The organism is Ruegeria sp. ANG10, assembly GCF_040705255.1.
GTDB lineage: Bacteria > Pseudomonadota > Alphaproteobacteria > Rhodobacterales > Rhodobacteraceae > Ruegeria.
On record NZ_JBFCVU010000006.1, the window covers coordinates 24475 to 39937 of the forward strand.

Consider the following 15463-nt stretch of genomic DNA (forward strand, 5'->3'; position numbering starts at 1 on the left):
CTCTTAGGAAGGGGCACAATTCCAGATAGTATTTCAGTGTGCAGGGTGTAACGCAAAATAGAAATAGATTGTTAGACTTTGTCCGCCAGACCAAGCTGCAGTTAATCCAGCCCTTCTTCTCCAAGAAGATGCCGCCCCTGCCGATCCTCGACCTCGATCACCCAAAGGTCTGGGTCAAAGCTGCGCTGGCGTTGAATGGCTTCATCCACATCCATTTCCGCACCGCTGGAGAGTTCAACCCATTTGCGCTCGCCGCTCATCAGATCAAAGCTGCGTTGTAAGGCCACTGCCTGCCCGTCCAGAGTGTTCAGCTTGACCAGCACCGCGCCCGCCGTGTCGTCGCCATGGGCCACTACAAAAGCCGGAATCTCTTGAAACCGCAGCCTTGCCAGATAGGCGTGGACCCAGAAATCAGCCGTCAGGCGCGTCATGCGTTGCCGTCTTTGAAATCCAGACCCATTTCCGAATATCGCTCGGATTCTTCCAGCCAGTTCGGGCGCACCTTAACCTGCAGGAACAGATGAACCTTGCGGTCGAGGAACTCTTCCAGCTCGGCCCGCGCCGCCTGGCTGACGGCCTTGATGGTCTCGCCGCGTTTGCCCAGCACGATACCTTTATGACCATCGCGCATGACATAGATGACCTGATCGATCTTGGCGGATCCGTCCTTGCGTTCCTCCCAATTCTCAGTCTCGACAGTCAACTGGTAGGGCAGTTCCTGATGCAGGCGCAGGGTCAGTTTCTCGCGCGTCATCTCGGCGGCGATCATGCGCATCGGAAGATCGGCAATCTGATCTTCGGGATACAGCCACGGCCCTTCGGGCAGTTCTGCGGCCAGCCACTTACGCAGATCGTCCACACCATAACCGCGCTCGGCCGAGATCATGAAAGTTTCGGCAAAAGGATAGCGCGCGTTCAGATCGCTGGTCAGCGCCAGCAACTTCTCGGACGGAACCTTGTCAATCTTGTTGATCGCCAGCGCGATGGTACGGCCCTGCCCTATCTCTTCCAGACCTTCGAGGATGCGTTCAACCCCTTCGGTGATGCCGCGATGCGCTTCGACCATCAGCACGACGACATCGGCGTCGGCGGCGCCACCCCAGGCGGCGGCGACCATGGCGCGATCCAAACGACGCCGGGGTTTGAACAGGCCGGGCGTGTCGACGAAAACCAGTTGCGCATCCCCTTCCATCGCCACACCGCGAATGCGGGCGCGTGTGGTCTGCACCTTATGTGTCACGATCGAGACCTTGGCCCCGACCATGCGGTTCAGAAGGGTGGATTTGCCTGCGTTGGGCTCTCCGATCAGGGCGATAAATCCGGCGCGTGTGGTCATGTGTGTTGCGATCCTGTTTGCAAGTGCGCACCCCTATAGCAGAAAGCCCCCGCGGGCCAGAGGCATTTGTCGCATTGCGGCCATGCGGTCGGGATGGCATCACTGGATCACGCCACGCCAATAACAGCCAGGCAATCCTTCTTTTCATGAGGCTGAAATGAACCGTCGCGAGTTTCTTTTGGGCAGTGGTGCCACCGCCGGGGCGTTAGGACTGGGATGCATTGGTTTAGCGGCAGGTGCGCAAGAGCTGGTCGTCCAACCCGCCAGCTTTGCCCTGCGCGATCAGGTCACCACCGGTATGGTCAGCCTGTCGCCCGACGCGCCGCCACCGGTTTTATTTGGCAAACAGGGTGAAGTGATGCGCCTGCCGGTGCGCAACACCCTGCCTGATTATACGGCGATGCACTGGCACGGGCTGCGTATTCCGAATGACATGGACGGTGTGCCTTATCTGACCCAAATGCCGATTGGACCGGGTGAGGTGTTTGACTATGAATTCACGCCTCCGGATGCGGGCACCTTTTGGTATCACCCTCATTGCATGACGATGGAACAGATGGCCCATGGCCTGACTGGAGTGCTGGTGATCGCCGAGGCCGAAGATCCCGGTTTTGACAGCGAGCAGGTGATCAACCTGCGGGATTTCCGCTTGAATGATGACGGGTCGTTCCTGCCTGCCTACACCGCGCGCGGGGCCGCGCGGGCTGGAACCTTTGGCAATGTGCAAACAGCGAACTGGCTGAATGGCCCGGTTTATGATCACACCGCAGGCAGCCTTGTGCGGCTGCGCGTGGTAAATACGGACACAACCCGCATCTACAAGGTGCATCTGGACGGTGCCGAGGCCCGAATTATCGCATGGGACGGTCACCCGGTCGAAGTTGAAGTTCAGCCGCCCACTGCCGAAAACCCCTTGCTGATCGGACCCGGACAGCGTGTGGATTTTGCTGTGAAAATGCCGCAAGGTGAAGGTCAGACTGTCGATCTGATGGCCAAGTTTCCTGGGCAGCCGCATCGCCCGATGACCCGCTTGCGTGCCGTTGGCGCGTCCGTGTCGCGCAATCTGCGCGAGTTGCGCCCACTACCGGTGAACCCCACGGCCAAACCTGATCTGACCAATGCCGAATTGCACGAATTTGTCTTTGGCTGGACGCCCGAAGGTGGCGAACCGACCAATGGGTTTTGTGGCTCTCTGGGGTATAGCTTCTGGTCGATCAACCGAATGCCTTGGCCGGGGGATGCCGCGAAAGAGGTTGGTCCGCTGACCACGCTGCAACGAGGTAAAAGCTATGTTTTGCGCTTGCGTAATGAGTCTCCGAACCTGCACCCGATCCACCTGCATGGGATGGCTTTTGTACCGATAAAGTCGAACCTTCGCCCGTTACCGCCATTGCTGACCGACACGATGTTGCTGTTAAAAGATGAGGTGGTCGAGATCGGTTTGGTCGCCGACAACCCGGGCGACTGGGCGTTTCATTGCCACGTGATCGAGCATCAAAAGACCGGGCTTACCGGATATATTCGGGTGGTATAGGGCTCGAATTGGCTAGGCCAATCCGACCGGCAGGGGGCCAGCCCCCTCGCCCAGATTTCATCCGGGCTCACCCCCAAGGTATTTTCCGTCCAGATGAAGAAGGATCTTTTGCTTAAGGCTGCGAGTTATTTTGGCAGGTTTTCCAACAGCGATTTGGCTGCGGCCTGTTCTGCCTGACGTTTTGAACCTGCCGTCGCCTGGGCCTCGGTGCCATCCTGCAGTCGAGCGGCAATGGTGAAGACAGGGGCGTGATCCGGGCCGCTGCGTTTGATTTCGACATAAGACGGCGGCTTCTGGCCCCGTGCTTGCGCCCATTCCTGCAACGAGGTTTTGGCGTCCCGCGCATCAGCTTCGACCGTGTGGATACGATCACCCCAAAGCGCCAGGATTACATCCCGTGCCGCTTCGAACCCGGCATCGCGATAGATCGCGGCGATGACCGCCTCCATCGCGTCGCCCAGCAGGGCCTGTTTACGACGGCCGCCTGACATCATTTCAGACCGGCCCAGTTTCAACACTGCGCCCAGGTCGATTTGACGGGCCACATCAGCGCACGCCTCTTTGCGGACCAGAGCATTGAAGCGGGGCGCAAGTTGGCCTTCGGATGCATTCTTGTCTGCCTCCAACAAAGCTGTCGCCATGACCAGGCCCAGAACGCGGTCGCCCAGGAACTCCAACCGCTGGTTATCAGGTCGGGTCGCCGAAGAGACCGATCCATGAGTCAACGCACGCACCAGCAGTTCGGGATCTGCAAACTCATACCCCAATCGCTGCTGAAACGCTTTTATCTCGGCGGAAAGCTTCAATTGATCGCCTTGAAGAAGCGGTCACCACGCCAGGTCCAGAAGAACAGCATTGACCGACCCGCGGACGAGAACATGATCCGATCAGCCCGCCCGATCAGGTTATCATAGGGAACATACCCCACGCCCCCGGCGGATTGCGGCAGGCGGCTGTCGCTGGAATTGTCGCGATTATCACCCATAAAGAAATAGTGGCCTTCGGGCACAGTATAAATGCCGGTATTGTCCGAACCCTGATTGGTAATGTTCAGCACATCGTAAGAGACCCCATTCGGCAGGGTTTCGATTAGGCGGGTCTTTTCGCAGACACCGCCGATGCCGACAGGCCCGTTCTCGCAGCGCGGGCGCAGGCCTTGCGGGCCTTGAGGTTCGGCGACTTCGGTAAAGACCCCGTCGGGCTGTTGCGGCACTGGTGTGCCGTTCAAGATGATCTGCCCCTCGCGGACCTGAACGCGGTCCCCCGGCAGGCCAATCAGCCGCTTGATATAGTCGCGCCCGGTCACAGGATGGCGGAAAACGATGACGTCGCCACGCACGGGCTCACCACCCCAAATGCGCGTGTTGTCACCTTTCATCCAACCGCAAATATCTTCCGCATCGACGTTCAGCCCGACGCTGGGGATGATCAGGCTTGGACACGAGGCATAAGAATAGCCATAGGCCATTTTATTGACGAACAGGAAATCCCCGATCAGCAACGTCTGTTTCATTGAGCCGGATGGGATCCAGAACGGCTGAAAGAACAAAGTACGGAAAACGCCTGCGATCAACAGGGCATAGACGATGGTTTTGATCGTCTCCCACACGGGATTTCCGGTTTTGACGTCCTCGGCCATACTGCTCTCCGGTCCTTTGGTTGTTGGGGTGCTACATGCGGGGCCAAAGGGGGCAAGTCAAGGCTGCGTGGCGTTATCTTGAAGTGGCCGGGCCTCGATCACCACGAAGGCCTGTGCCCAAGGGTGGTCGTCGGTCAGGGTGACATGGATGATGGTTTCATGGCCCTCGGGCGTCATCTCTTTTAGACGTTCGGCGGCCCAACCGGTGACATGCATGACGGGTTGGCCTGTACGAAGGTTGGTGACCGCCATATCCTTCCACGCGATACCCATGCGCAGGCCGGTGCCCAGCGCCTTGGAACAAGCCTCTTTCGCGGCCCAGCGTTTGGCATAGGTCCCGGCCGTATCGGCGCGGCCTTCAGCCTTGGTCTGTTCAGTGTCGGTGAAAACACGATTGCGGAACCGATCCCCAAACCGGTCGAGCGTACCCTGAATGCGTTCGATATTCGCGAGGTCTGTGCCGATGCCGAGGATCACGTCAAACCTCCAGAACCACGGTGCCCATCTTGTCACCGGCTTCAACCATTTGGTGGGCTGAAGCTGCGTTGGCCAGCTCCCCGCCTGGTACTACCGCATGGCTCAATGCCCCCTGCTCCAGCCATTCACTCAGTTGTGCTTCGCCCCGACGCCGCGCGGCAGCATCCAGTTGGTAGACAATCAACATATGCAAGCGGATGTTCTTGAACATGAAGCCGTAGAAATCGAGCTGTGGTCGCATTTGCGACACGGATGAATAACTCGCGATGGTGCCGCCCGGCCGGATCAGTGCCAGAGACGCATCCTGGTTTGCCGCAAAGTCCACTTCGACAATGCGATCAACGCCCGCACCGTCTGTCATTTCCAGCACGGTCTCGGCCACGTTCTGGGTGCGGTAATTCACAACTTCGCTTGCGCCAGAGTGCGCAGCTTTTTCCTGTGAGCTGACCGTGGTGATAACCCGCGCTCCGCCAAGAGCGGCCATTTGGCAGGCGTAACGCCCCACAGTGCCCGCCCCTCCGGTCACCAGGATGGTTTTGTCAGCGATCGGCCCGTCAGCATACAAGGCGTACCATGCGGTCATTGCCGGAATCCCAAAACACGCACCTTCGGCGAAACTGGTGGTGTCAGGAAGGGTAACGGCCTGCTCTGACGGTAAAACAATATACTCAGCAGCGGTTCCGAACGCGCGTTGCCACTGGCCGTTCCAGATCCAGACCCTTTCACCGACCCGAGACGGATCGACATCGGAGCCAACTGACACAACCACTCCGGCACCATCCGAATGTGGAATGACAAGCGGGTGCTGCATGACAGCGCCTGGCCGCGCACCACCCCGCAACTTAACATCCGATGGATTGATTCCGGTGGCTTTGATCTGAACCACCACGTCACCCGGCCCGGCCACCGGATCAGGTATATCGATCAGTTCAAGCACGTCTTCTGCCGGACCAAAGTTACGATATGCAATTGCTTTCATTACATTACCTCACCTTCCGACATTGGATACACAACACGATCACCCCCGAGCTTCATCCATCAACCGGCGCATTTCGGCAATCGCGGGGGTCAGGCCGCGAAAGATTGATTCACCGATCAGAAAGTGACCGATATTCAACTCGCGCACCTCGGGGAACGCGGCGATGGGTTGCACCGTGTCGTAGGTCAGGCCGTGCCCCGCGTGAACCTCCAGCCCCAGCGAGTGGGCATAGGCGGACATCTCGCGCAGTGATTCCATTTCACGCGTGGCCTCGTCCATACGGCCCTCGGCGTGGGCATCGCAATAGGCGCCGGTGTGCAGTTCGATCACTTCGGCGCCGATGCGGTGGGCAGCTTCGATCTGGCGCTGATCGGCTGCAATGAAGATCGACACCCGACACCCGGCCTTGCGCAAAGGGGCGACGTAATGGGCCAGCTTGTTTTCCTCGCGCGCAACCTCAAGCCCACCTTCGGTGGTCCGCTCTTCGCGCTTTTCGGGAACGATGCAAACCGCGTGCGGTTTATGACGCAGGGCGATCTGCTGCATTTCGGGCGTGGCGGCCATTTCAAAATTCAACGGCACCGACAGAACCTCCATCAGCCCATCGATATCAGCGTCCGAGATATGGCGGCGGTCTTCGCGTAGGTGAGCAGTGATGCCGTCGGCACCAGCCTCTTCGGCCAGCTTGGCCGCACGCAAAGGGTCAGGATATGCCCCGCCGCGCGCGTTACGCACGGTGGCCACGTGGTCGATATTCACGCCCAGACGCAGGTGTTTGTCAGACATCGCTTGATTCCTTTCCCGAATTCCGGCCCGAGCCTAGAGGGTTTGCCACCGGAACGGCAGCCTTGGTTTCGGCCAAACGTTTGATTTCATCGAATTTCGCCTTGATCCGGGCGCGGCGGCGCTGCTGATAGGTGCGTACCACCGGCAGGCTGAGATAATAGCAGATATACCCGGCAATTAGCCCTGGAAAGATGCCACCGATAAGGTAGGGAAAGAACACTTCATCATAGAACACGCTCAGCCCGCGCCAATCAGCATCGCGGCCCGTGAACATCGCCAGGAAGTTGTTCTTCAGATCACTCAGGGCCTTGAAGAAACTGTCCATCAGGCCGTGGGTTTCTTCCTCTTGAAAATCGTCGCCCAAGAGGAAATGGCCCGTTTGCAGGCAGACAACCCCGATGGGCACATAGGTCAGCGGGTTGCCAAAGAACGTGCCGCTAAGCGATGCCAGCAAATTGCCATTGAAAATCCGGCTAAGCAGGGCCGCGATAAAGAAGTGCAACCCATAAAACGGTGTGAACGCCGTGAACACGCCCACCCCGACCCCGCGCGCGATACGCTCTGGTGAATCGGGCAGCCGCCGGATGCGGTGTTTGACGTAATGAAAGGCACGGGTCCAGCCGCCGCGCGGATAGATAAATTCCGAAGCGATCTGAATGGGCGAGCGTCGGTCTCGGCGCTTGAATACCACTCCTGATCACCCCTTCTCAGCCTGCCGCAACTGCGGTTTTTTCCCGATTCCGATGCCGCTCGACCGCGGCAACGTCGCTTTCAGCCTCAAGCATCAACATCAGCGAATGCAACTGTTCAAGGTCGCGCAGTTCGACAGAGATCAAAAGACGGTAAAAATCCGGTTTGCGGTCAACGAATTCCAGGTTCGAGATATTGGCCTTTTTCTCACCGATCAATGTACAGATACGCCCCAGCACACCCGCGTCATTGCCGATGGTCAGGTCCAGCGTCACCCCATAGACTGCCGGGTGTGTGCCAGAATGCCAGTGCAAGTCGACCCAGCGATCCGGTTCGCTTTCGTAGTCGGACAAGCGGTCGCAATCGATGGCATGAACCACCACGCCCTTGCCGCGAAAAGTGATGCCAACAATGCGTTCGCCCGGCAACGGCTGGCAACAGGGCGCGCGGTCGAATTTCTGACCCGGTTCCAGACCAATCACTGCACGACGAGGGGAAATGGCATCGCCGTCATCCTGGGTCAGCTCCGGGTAAACGGCGCTGACCACATCATGCGCTGTTAGCTCGGCGCTGCCGAGGCGGGCCAGCAGCTCGTGCCGATCTTTCAGACGCAGGTGCTTGGCTGCGGTGTCCAGCGCCTTGTCAGTGGCCTTGCGTCCGACGTGATCAAACCCCGAACGCGCCAGTTCTTTGCCCAGTTTGATGAACCGTTCACGATCCACCTCGCGCAAGGCGCGGCGGATGGCGGTGCGGGCCTTGCCGGTAACTGCGATCTCAAGCCATGTGACCTGTGGGGTTTGCCCATCCGCAGTGATGACGTCCACCGATTGCCCGTTCTTGATTCTAGTCCACAGCGGCACGCGGATACCGTCTACCTTGGCCCCGACGCATGCATGGCCGATCCGTGTGTGGATAGCGTAGGCAAAATCGATCGGCGTCGCGCCGCGCGGCAGTTTCACCACATCACCCTTGGGCGTGAAGCAGAACACCTGGTCCGAATACATCTCAAGCTTGACGGCTTCGAGGAAATCTTCGTGATCATCTTCGCTGTCGAATTGTTCGGTCAGATTGGCAATCCACTTGGCGGGATCGACCGCAAACGGGTTTTCCGACCGCACACCATCGCGGTATGACCAGTGCGCCGCAACACCGGTTTCGGCCACGTCATGCATCTGACGGGTGCGGATCTGAACCTCGACCCGTTTGCCATCACGCCCTGACACCGTCGTGTGAATCGAGCGATATCCGTTCGATTTCGGCTGGCTGATGTAATCCTTGAATCGTCCCGGCACTGCGCGCCAGCGCTGGTGGATAGCGCCAAGGGTACGGTAACAGTCTTCTTCGGTCTGGGTGATGATGCGGAAGCCATAGATGTCGGACAGGCGTGAAAACCCCTGATCCTTTTCCTGCATCTTGCGCCAGATCGAATAGGGTTTCTTGGCGCGGCCAAACACTTCTGCCTCGATCCCTGCCTTTTCAAGCTCGTGCCGCATATCGCCGGTGATGCGGTGGATCACATCGCCAGTTTCGCGTTGCAGAGTAATAAAGCGGCGGATGATAGATTGGCGGCCTTCAGGGTTCAGCACCCGGAATGCGAGGTCTTCCAGTTCCTCGCGCATCCACTGCATACCCATCCGTCCCGCAAGTGGCGCGTAGATATCCATCGTCTCGCGCGCCTTGACCACCTGCTTTTCCGGGCGCATCGCTTTGATGGTGCGCATGTTGTGCAAACGGTCGGCAAGCTTGACCAAAATGACCCGCAGGTCCTTGGACATGGCCATGAACAGTTTGCGGAAATTCTCGGCCTGTTTGGTCTCACGGCTGGACAGCTGCAGATTGGTCAGCTTGGTGACGCCATCGACCAGCTTGGCGACCTCATCCCCAAACAACTCGGACACTTTGCCATAGCTGGCCTTGGTATCCTCGATCGTGTCGTGCAGCAGCGCTGTGATAATGGTCGCATCATCCAGACGCTGTTCAGTCAGGATAGCGGCAACGGCAACGGGATGGGTGAAATAGGGTTCGCCGGAATGGCGGAACTGACCGTCATGCATCTGCATCCCGAACTCATAAGCCCGGGCGATGCGGTCGGCATTGGTTTTGGGATTATAGTTGCGGACCAGCGCAATCAGGTCTTCAGCAGAAATCATCCGGTCCGCACCTTCGTGTTTGGGGGTTACCCCTGGCCTTGAGCCTCCATCAGAGCGCGCAGCAGCTTCTCTTCCGACATGTCATCCTCGGCCGGTTTGTCCGATTCTGCACCCATCAGCAGAGCCATCTGATCTTCTTCCGGCTCATCAACCTCGATCTGGGTCTGGTTGGCTTCGATCAGACGTTCACGCAAGTCGTCGGCACCCTGGGTTTCGTCCGCGATCTCGCGCAGCGACACGACGGGGTTCTTGTCGTTGTCACGGTCGACGGTGATCGATGCACCGGCGGAAATCTCGCGCGCACGATGGGCGGCAAGCATCACCAGTTCAAACCGGTTTGGAACCTTGTCTACGCAATCTTCAACCGTCACGCGGGCCATGGGGCGCTCTCCGTTACTGAATCCATGTCAGGAAGACGTTTATCTAAGGGCGAATCCCCGCCTTGACAAGCAGGAAATGGCGTCAATTGCACCATTCACAGAGGGGTGACGGCCTCGATATCCTCGGTGGGCAGACTTGCGACCATCTCGGTGACGGTCCGACCAAGCACCGGGTGCCGCCAATCAGGGGCCACATCCGCCATCGGAACCAACACAAATGCCCGGTCCTGCAAGCGTGGATGCGGCAAGATCAATTGCTTGGGCGCCTGCTGTTTCTGCACCTCGGGCGGCAGGTTTAGCCAACGGTCGTATTCGGCACGATCCGGCAGGACTAGGTCGTCGTAACAGACCAGATCCAAATCCAAGGTTCGCATGCCCCACCGTTGCACCCGCTCACGGCCGAATTCGTGTTCGACCTCATGCAGTAATTGCAGAACCTCGGCGGGGGTCTTTTCAGTCTCGATCAATGCGGCGGCATTGACGTAATCCGGCCCAGCTCCGGCAGGGAAACAAGGGGTCTCGAAAAAGCGGCTGACGGCGCGAATCAGCACCCCCTGACGCAAAATCGCGTCAATTGCCTTTTGAAGTGTCACCTTGGGCCCAGATGCTCTCAAATTGAGATTCGCCCCCAGTGCAATCACTGCTTCTGACAAAGATTTGCTCCTACTCCTCGCTATATTCGGTGAATTGCATGGTTGCGATACATGATAAAAGCCCTAATTATAGGCATATCAGCGCGCCGCCTATTTTCTAGCTCACTCACCTAATCATCCGGCGTTCTGGTTAGTACCGGAAGGATCTATTTATGTTTTATAAAGACGAACGGCTAGCGCTGTTCATCGACGGCTCGAATCTTTATGCGGCCGCAAAAGCACTGGGGTTTGACATAGACTACAAATTGCTGCGCCAGGAGTTCATGCGCCGCGGCAAGATGCTTCGTGCTTTCTACTACACAGCGCTATTGGAAAATGACGAGTATTCGCCGATCCGTCCCTTGGTTGACTGGCTGCATTACAACGGCTTCACGATGGTGACCAAACCGGCAAAAGAATACACCGACAGCATGGGGCGTCGGAAAGTCAAAGGGAACATGGACATCGAACTGACCGTTGATGCCATGGAACTTGCACCGCGCGTTGATCATATCGTGCTGTTTTCGGGCGATGGGGATTTCCGCCCGCTGATTGCCAGTCTGCAACGTCAAGGCGTGCGTGTTTCGGTTGTTTCGACCATCCGCAGCCAACCGCCGATGATTTCGGACGAGTTGCGCCGCCAGGCCGATAACTTCATCGAGCTGGAAGACTTGCGTGATGTAATCGGACGGCCTCCGCGGGAAATGCCGATGGAACCGCGCAGCGTTGCGGCTGCCGGTGGACAATAGACCCCGGTCACCTATCAAACCCGGGGAAAGTAATCGGCGCGGTCAGTGTCTCACTTCTGACCGCGCCTTTTTAACAATGAACAGGTGCTGAAACATCTATTGGCTAGCACCGATTCATGTCAGGGAAATGACAAGCTCCTGTCTGGACCAAGGCCGGGAAAAGACTTACCTGTGGCCTAAGGAGACCGTGACATGACTAAGCCACCCCTGACACTTTACCTTGCTGCCCCGCGCGGATTCTGCGCCGGTGTCGACCGCGCCATCAAGATTGTCGAGATGGCGCTACAGAAATGGGGCGCGCCGGTCTATGTGCGCCACGAGATCGTGCATAACAAATTTGTTGTCGACGGATTGCGCGCGCAAGGTGCCGTGTTCGTCGAAGAACTGGACGAATGCCCCGACGACCGCCCGGTGATCTTCTCAGCCCATGGCGTGCCAAAATCCGTCCCAGCCACCGCGGCACAGCGCGAGATGATCTATGTCGATGCAACCTGCCCGCTGGTGTCCAAGGTTCATGTCGAGGCCCAGCGCCACGCCGAGGCCGGGTTGCAAATGATCATGATCGGTCACAAAGGTCACCCCGAAACCGTCGGCACCATGGGCCAGCTGCCCGAGGGTGAGGTTCTGCTGGTCGAAACCGTCGAGGATGTGGCCACCGTACAGGTGCGCGATCCGGCCAAACTGGCCTTTGTCACCCAGACCACCCTGTCGGTGGATGACACCAAGGACATCATCGCCGCGCTGGAACGACGGTTCCCGGCTATCGTTGGACCGCATAAGGAAGACATCTGCTACGCCACCACCAACCGGCAAGAGGCCGTCAAGGCCGTAGCCCCGAAATCGGATGCCTTGCTGGTTGTCGGCGCGCCGAATTCCTCGAATTCGCGCCGCCTGGTCGAGGTCGCCTCGCGTGCGGGCTGCAATTATGCGCAGCTGGTGCAACGCGCGACCGAGATCGATTGGCGGGCGCTCGAAGGAATCTCAACGGTTGCGATCACCGCCGGGGCATCGGCTCCTGAAGTGCTGGTCAACGAAGTGATCGACGCCTTCCGCGCCCACTATGACGTGACCGTCGAGCTGGTCGAAACGGCCACGGAAAATGTCGAGTTCAAAGTACCCCGCGTGCTGAGAGAACCTGCATGAGGGGCATACCAACGGCCCCGCTTTTTCTTGGATTGGCGGGGCTGATACCGTTTGTCTGGGGCGCACTGACTTATCTGAACGATGATCTGCACAGTTGGGGTACGCAGATGTTTGGCTCGCGTTTCGTCGGGCCATATGTACAGCTGTTCTATGGCTCGGTAATCCTGAGTTTCATGTCCGGCGTTCTGTGGGGGTTCGCCACCAAAACCTCAGGTGGCAAGGCGGCAACATGTTACGCCCTGTCGGTTCTGCCCGCGCTATGGGCGTTCTTCAAAACCGGGGGCGGCCCTGTCAGCACCGGCACCAATCTAATGTACGGTTTCGCCGGGCTGTTGGTGTTGGATGCCATCTTTGCCTATTGGCGCCTGACCCCAACCTGGTGGCTGCGGCTGCGTGTTACGCTGACTGCTATCGTGCTGGCCTGCTTGGCTGTGGGAGTGTACCTGTGACCGACGACAAAACGATCCACGCCTATACGACACATGTGGCGGAGTACCTGCAAGTCCCCCTGCCCCCGGAACAGATTGAGGCCCGCCTGGCCTTTACCGAAGCCGTTGGCAGTGGCCACATTCTGGATCTGGGCTCGGGCCCGGGATCAGATAGCGCCTTTTTCATGCGCGAGGGTCTGTCGGTTCGCGCGCTTGACGCAACCCCTGCCTTCGTCAATCACGCGCGGGAAAATGGTGTCGACGCGCATCTGGGCACGTTTGACGATGTGAACGAGGTGGACGCCTATGACGGCATCTATGCCAGCTTTTCCCTGCTACACGCCCCCCGCACAGATTTCCCGCGCCACCTGGCGGCCATTCACCGGGCACTGAAGCCCGAGGGCATCTTTTTCCTCGGCCTGAAGCTGGGCACGGGCGAACACCGCGACGATCTGGATCGCTACTACACCTATTTCTCTCAGACCGAGATCGAGGCCGCGCTTGAACAGGCCGGGTTCACCATCGACCGGATTACCACCGGTATGGGCACAGGTCTGGCCGGGTCTTATGACGGGTTCATTCTGGTGCTGGCCCATGCCTGAGCTGTTTGCCTATACCGACGGCGCCTGTTCCGGCAATCCCGGCCCCGGCGGCTGGGGCGTACTACTGCGCGCAATGGATGGCGACAAAGTCCTGAAAGAGCGCGAGCTGAAGGGCGGCGAGGCCGAGACTACTAACAACCGCATGGAACTGCTGGCCGCGATCAGCGCGCTTGAGACACTCGAGCGTGCTTCGAAAATCACCGTCATCACGGACAGCGCTTATGTAAAAAACGGCGTAACCGGCTGGATTTTTGGATGGAAGCGAAACGGCTGGAAGACCTCGAACAAAAAGCCGGTCAAGAATGTCGATCTGTGGCAACGGCTGGATGAGGCTCAGACCCGTCACGATGTGACCTGGGAATGGGTCAAAGGCCACGCGGGCCACCCCGAGAATGAAAAGGCAGATGAACTGGCTCGCGCCGGGATGGCGCCCTTTAAGCCCAAAAAGACACAGGCATGAGCTGGCTGGCCTTTCTTGACTATGCTTCGGTTCTGGTTTTCGCACTGACGGGCGCATTGGTGGCCAGCCGGGCACAGCTAGATCTGGTGGGTTTTGCCTTCATCGCCTGCCTGACAGCAGTGGGCGGCGGCACTGTGCGCGATCTGTTGTTGGATCGTCACCCCATATTTTGGGTCGGCCAGCCCGATTATATCCTGATCGCCGTTGCAGCAGCGGTGCTGGTGTTCTTCACCGCTCACCTGGTTGAAAGCCGTTATAACTGGCTGGTCTGGCTGGACAGTTTTGCCCTTTCGATTGCGGTGGCTGCCGGGACTGGCGCGGCGCTGTCGCTAGGACAATCCGGAACCATCGTGGTTCTGATGGGGGTTTGCACCGGTTGTCTGGGCGGGCTGATGCGCGATGTTGTCTGTAACGAGGTGCCGCTGGTTTTGAAACAGGGGGAACTCTACGTCTCGTGCGCTTTCGCGGGTGCTGTGACCGCCGTGATCGCATACCGTCTTGGGGTCGACGAACTTGTGACGCTAGCAACCTGTGCGCTGATATGCTGGGCCTTGCGGGCGGGTTCGTTGATGTTCGGCTGGAGGCTGCCCGCTTACAAAAGCCGCCCGCCCCGCCATTAACGCGACAACAACCGCGCACCGATTTCCTTGACGAATTTCGCCGCCACCATTGCGGTCATTCCGTAGGGATCGCGATGGGGGTTCAGCTCGACAATATCCGCACCAACAAGCTGACCTTCGAACCGGTGGATCAGGTTGATCACTTCCCGAGTACTCAACCCGCCGGGTTCGTGATGCGACACTCCGGGCGCAAAGGCCGGATCCAGCGCGTCCAGATCCAGCGACAGGTAGACCGGACCATCAAAGCGGATTTCAATATCGGGACGCCAAGCACGCATGTCGACAACCTCGACCCCGAACTTGTCGGCCTGTTCCTGCTGGTGTCTGTTCATGGTGCGGATACCCACCTGCACCAGGCGTTTGATCCGGCAAGTTTCCATCACCCGCGCGAATGGGCAACCGTGGCCCAAAGGGCCGATCTGCTGGCTGTCATAAAGGTCGGGGTGCGAGTCGATATGCAGGATGTTCAGCCCCTCATACCGCTCAGCATGCGCCTTGATCAGCGGATAAGCGACCGAGTGGTCCCCGCCCAACGACAAAAGCCGCGCACCGGTTGCGATGCGGGCGGAAGCGCCCTTTTCGATCCGGTCGATGGGTTCCTGCCCGATCATCTCGAACACATCCAGGTCGCCGGTATCCTTGAAGCGGTCCGTCGCGCCCAGATCGGTTCCATCCTCGGCTGTCAGGTTGGCGGCCCCGGAATGCAGCGCTTCGCGGATACGACCCGGCGCAAAGGCCGGCCCTTGCAGAAAGGACGAGTGCAGATCCATCGGCACCCCCATCAAAGCGACGTCACCGGAATTCAGGTCATGAGGCATGAGGCACCTTTCAGGTTGGATATTCCGGCGATCTGGTCGG

General features: G+C 58.6%; 19 protein-coding genes. 7 read left to right on the forward strand and 12 right to left on the reverse strand.

Features of this window, described 5'->3' with window-relative positions:
• Window positions 1-101: 101 nt before the first annotated feature.
• Both AB1A64_RS13680 and era read right to left on the reverse strand, forming a co-directional pair.
• The gene (locus tag AB1A64_RS13680; RefSeq protein ID WP_366551924.1) at window positions 102-431 is read right to left on the reverse strand and encodes a DUF1491 family protein; all 330 of its coding nucleotides are present in this window, start codon (window positions 429-431) and stop codon (window positions 102-104) included.
• The gene (gene era / locus AB1A64_RS13685) at window positions 428-1336 is read right to left on the reverse strand and encodes a GTPase Era (RefSeq protein WP_170350374.1); all 909 of its coding nucleotides are present in this window, start codon (window positions 1334-1336) and stop codon (window positions 428-430) included. The genes AB1A64_RS13680 and era overlap by 4 nt, the downstream gene beginning before the upstream one ends.
• A 157-nt stretch (window positions 1337-1493) precedes the next feature.
• Here era and AB1A64_RS13690 point away from each other — a divergent pair, with 157 nt between their 5' ends.
• A complete protein-coding gene (locus tag AB1A64_RS13690; protein ID WP_366551925.1) occupies window positions 1494-2870 on the forward strand; it encodes a multicopper oxidase family protein in 1377 nt (458 codons plus the stop codon).
• Between the two features lie 125 nt (window positions 2871-2995).
• Here the strand turns inward: AB1A64_RS13690 and rnc are convergent, their stop codons facing one another.
• The 9 genes from rnc to folK all read right to left on the reverse strand — a co-directional run bounded on the left by rnc (window position 2996) and on the right by folK (window position 10648).
• A complete protein-coding gene (gene rnc, locus AB1A64_RS13695) occupies window positions 2996-3676 on the reverse strand; it encodes a ribonuclease III (protein ID WP_366551926.1) in 681 nt (226 codons plus the stop codon).
• The gene (gene lepB, locus AB1A64_RS13700; RefSeq protein ID WP_366551927.1) at window positions 3673-4509 is read right to left on the reverse strand and encodes a signal peptidase I; all 837 of its coding nucleotides are present in this window, start codon (window positions 4507-4509) and stop codon (window positions 3673-3675) included. Before lepB ends, rnc begins: the two co-directional genes overlap by 4 nt.
• A 57-nt stretch (window positions 4510-4566) precedes the next feature.
• Window positions 4567-4986: a holo-ACP synthase gene (acpS, locus tag AB1A64_RS13705; RefSeq protein ID WP_366551928.1), complete on the reverse strand. Its 420-nt coding sequence runs from the start codon at window positions 4984-4986 to the stop codon at window positions 4567-4569.
• A gap of 1 nt (window position 4987) precedes the next feature.
• Window positions 4988-5965 carry an NADPH:quinone reductase gene (locus AB1A64_RS13710; protein ID WP_366551929.1) on the reverse strand — a complete coding sequence of 326 codons (978 nt, stop codon included), beginning with the start codon at window positions 5963-5965 and terminating at the stop codon, window positions 4988-4990.
• Between the two features lie 39 nt (window positions 5966-6004).
• Window positions 6005-6751: a pyridoxine 5'-phosphate synthase gene (locus AB1A64_RS13715; RefSeq protein WP_366551930.1), complete on the reverse strand. Its 747-nt coding sequence runs from the start codon at window positions 6749-6751 to the stop codon at window positions 6005-6007.
• Window positions 6744-7442, reverse strand: a complete 699-nt coding sequence (locus AB1A64_RS13720) for a DUF2062 domain-containing protein (RefSeq protein WP_366551931.1) — start codon at window positions 7440-7442, stop codon at window positions 6744-6746. The genes AB1A64_RS13715 and AB1A64_RS13720 overlap by 8 nt, the downstream gene beginning before the upstream one ends.
• A gap of 16 nt (window positions 7443-7458) precedes the next feature.
• Window positions 7459-9591: a bifunctional (p)ppGpp synthetase/guanosine-3',5'-bis(diphosphate) 3'-pyrophosphohydrolase gene (locus tag AB1A64_RS13725; protein WP_170360026.1), complete on the reverse strand. Its 2133-nt coding sequence runs from the start codon at window positions 9589-9591 to the stop codon at window positions 7459-7461.
• Between the two features lie 26 nt (window positions 9592-9617).
• Window positions 9618-9971: a DNA-directed RNA polymerase subunit omega gene (rpoZ, locus tag AB1A64_RS13730; protein WP_058283599.1), complete on the reverse strand. Its 354-nt coding sequence runs from the start codon at window positions 9969-9971 to the stop codon at window positions 9618-9620.
• Between the two features lie 95 nt (window positions 9972-10066).
• The gene (gene folK, locus AB1A64_RS13735) at window positions 10067-10648 is read right to left on the reverse strand and encodes a 2-amino-4-hydroxy-6-hydroxymethyldihydropteridine diphosphokinase (RefSeq protein WP_366552124.1); all 582 of its coding nucleotides are present in this window, start codon (window positions 10646-10648) and stop codon (window positions 10067-10069) included.
• 128 nt (window positions 10649-10776) lie between these two features.
• Here folK and AB1A64_RS13740 point away from each other — a divergent pair, with 128 nt between their 5' ends.
• The 6 genes from AB1A64_RS13740 to AB1A64_RS13765 all read left to right on the forward strand — a co-directional run bounded on the left by AB1A64_RS13740 (window position 10777) and on the right by AB1A64_RS13765 (window position 14605).
• Window positions 10777-11352, forward strand: a complete 576-nt coding sequence (locus tag AB1A64_RS13740; protein ID WP_058283597.1) for an NYN domain-containing protein — start codon at window positions 10777-10779, stop codon at window positions 11350-11352.
• 192 nt (window positions 11353-11544) lie between these two features.
• Window positions 11545-12495: a 4-hydroxy-3-methylbut-2-enyl diphosphate reductase gene (gene ispH / locus AB1A64_RS13745; protein ID WP_366551932.1), complete on the forward strand. Its 951-nt coding sequence runs from the start codon at window positions 11545-11547 to the stop codon at window positions 12493-12495.
• Window positions 12492-12944 carry a DUF3429 domain-containing protein gene (locus tag AB1A64_RS13750; RefSeq protein ID WP_366551933.1) on the forward strand — a complete coding sequence of 151 codons (453 nt, stop codon included), beginning with the start codon at window positions 12492-12494 and terminating at the stop codon, window positions 12942-12944. Before ispH ends, AB1A64_RS13750 begins: the two co-directional genes overlap by 4 nt.
• Window positions 12941-13525 (forward strand): class I SAM-dependent methyltransferase, encoded by a 585-nt coding sequence (locus AB1A64_RS13755; protein ID WP_366551934.1) that lies wholly within the window; start codon window positions 12941-12943, stop codon window positions 13523-13525. The genes AB1A64_RS13750 and AB1A64_RS13755 overlap by 4 nt, the downstream gene beginning before the upstream one ends.
• Window positions 13518-13985, forward strand: coding sequence for a ribonuclease HI (gene rnhA / locus AB1A64_RS13760; protein WP_366551935.1), 468 nt, complete (start codon window positions 13518-13520; stop codon window positions 13983-13985). Before AB1A64_RS13755 ends, rnhA begins: the two co-directional genes overlap by 8 nt.
• Window positions 13982-14605, forward strand: a complete 624-nt coding sequence (locus tag AB1A64_RS13765; RefSeq protein ID WP_366551936.1) for a trimeric intracellular cation channel family protein — start codon at window positions 13982-13984, stop codon at window positions 14603-14605. The genes rnhA and AB1A64_RS13765 overlap by 4 nt, the downstream gene beginning before the upstream one ends.
• Here the strand turns inward: AB1A64_RS13765 and speB are convergent.
• Entirely contained in the window at window positions 14602-15423 is an 822-nt protein-coding gene (gene speB, locus AB1A64_RS13770; protein ID WP_366551937.1) for an agmatinase, read from the reverse strand. The genes AB1A64_RS13765 and speB overlap by 4 nt on opposite strands.
• Window positions 15424-15463 lie beyond the last annotated feature (40 nt).

What these genes read in the sequence shown, in the direction of transcription:
- rpoZ (WP_058283599.1), bottom strand. Translation starts at nt 9,971, where the DNA reads ATGGCCCGCGTGACGGTTGAAGATTGCGTAGACAAGGTTCCAAACCGG.
- AB1A64_RS13710 (WP_366551929.1), bottom strand. Translation starts at nt 5,965, where the DNA reads ATGAAAGCAATTGCATATCGTAACTTTGGTCCGGCAGAAGACGTGCTT.
- AB1A64_RS13715 (WP_366551930.1), bottom strand. Translation starts at nt 6,751, where the DNA reads ATGTCTGACAAACACCTGCGTCTGGGCGTGAATATCGACCACGTGGCC.
- rnhA (WP_366551935.1), top strand. Translation starts at nt 13,518, where the DNA reads ATGCCTGAGCTGTTTGCCTATACCGACGGCGCCTGTTCCGGCAATCCC.
- speB (WP_366551937.1), bottom strand. Translation starts at nt 15,423, where the DNA reads ATGCCTCATGACCTGAATTCCGGTGACGTCGCTTTGATGGGGGTGCCG.
- ispH (WP_366551932.1), top strand. Translation starts at nt 11,545, where the DNA reads ATGACTAAGCCACCCCTGACACTTTACCTTGCTGCCCCGCGCGGATTC.
- AB1A64_RS13725 (WP_170360026.1), bottom strand. Translation starts at nt 9,591, where the DNA reads ATGATTTCTGCTGAAGACCTGATTGCGCTGGTCCGCAACTATAATCCC.
- AB1A64_RS13680 (WP_366551924.1), bottom strand. Translation starts at nt 431, where the DNA reads ATGACGCGCCTGACGGCTGATTTCTGGGTCCACGCCTATCTGGCAAGG.
- AB1A64_RS13750 (WP_366551933.1), top strand. Translation starts at nt 12,492, where the DNA reads ATGAGGGGCATACCAACGGCCCCGCTTTTTCTTGGATTGGCGGGGCTG.
- AB1A64_RS13740 (WP_058283597.1), top strand. Translation starts at nt 10,777, where the DNA reads ATGTTTTATAAAGACGAACGGCTAGCGCTGTTCATCGACGGCTCGAAT.
- AB1A64_RS13690 (WP_366551925.1), top strand. Translation starts at nt 1,494, where the DNA reads ATGAACCGTCGCGAGTTTCTTTTGGGCAGTGGTGCCACCGCCGGGGCG.
- lepB (WP_366551927.1), bottom strand. Translation starts at nt 4,509, where the DNA reads ATGGCCGAGGACGTCAAAACCGGAAATCCCGTGTGGGAGACGATCAAA.
- AB1A64_RS13765 (WP_366551936.1), top strand. Translation starts at nt 13,982, where the DNA reads ATGAGCTGGCTGGCCTTTCTTGACTATGCTTCGGTTCTGGTTTTCGCA.
- era (WP_170350374.1), bottom strand. Translation starts at nt 1,336, where the DNA reads ATGACCACACGCGCCGGATTTATCGCCCTGATCGGAGAGCCCAACGCA.